The organism is Flavobacterium araucananum (assembly GCF_002222055.1).
In the GTDB taxonomy this organism is placed as follows: domain Bacteria; phylum Bacteroidota; class Bacteroidia; order Flavobacteriales; family Flavobacteriaceae; genus Flavobacterium; species Flavobacterium araucananum.
On sequence record NZ_MUGS01000137.1, the window covers coordinates 1 to 612 of the forward strand.

Below are 612 nucleotides of genomic sequence, written 5' to 3' on the forward strand. Positions count from 1 at the left end.
TGGAAGTCCAATTTCCCTGCCTGACCAAGTATCTGTATGGTATCCCGACGTACCGGCCGTTTTTGGATACGCTAAAACATCATGCGGATTAACCAATGAAAGAATAAGACAGTAAGGTTTATGATTTCCTGCGACTCTTTGAGCTTTTACTTCTTTTATATATTGTATAGCTTGGGCTGTATATTTCGCATCATGATTCGCATATCCGCCACCAAAATTAAGCGGATTAACATCTTCACCTGCATCTGGGGCAATCCAGCCCATTGCTCCATATAATGAAATATCTGCAGCGGTTAAATCTTCATAATTCGTTTTAGTGCCATTGGGAGCTGCTCCTTTGCTCATATGCCATTTACCTCTGTATTGCACATCATAGCCATCTGACCAAAGTACATTCATGATATTAGGCAGCGCATTACTGAGTGTTGGTTCTTGTGGAGATAAAAGACCTCCTTCGGTTAAAGTTTGGCTCACTCCATGTTTAGCAGGATATGTTCCTGTAAATAACGTTGCACGACTGGGAGAGCACATACAGGTATTACAAAAAGCTCTGTCAAAACTAAATCCGTTCTGCTTTAGAAAGGTAAGGGTTGGAAGGTTTTTTTCTTCCCA

General features: G+C 41.2%; 1 protein-coding gene. It reads right to left on the minus strand.

Annotation, left to right across the window (positions count from 1 at the left end):
- Window positions 1-612, minus strand: a 612-nt coding sequence (locus B0A64_RS24840) for a sulfatase-like hydrolase/transferase (RefSeq protein ID WP_165769885.1), incomplete at both ends; no start/stop codon positions are given.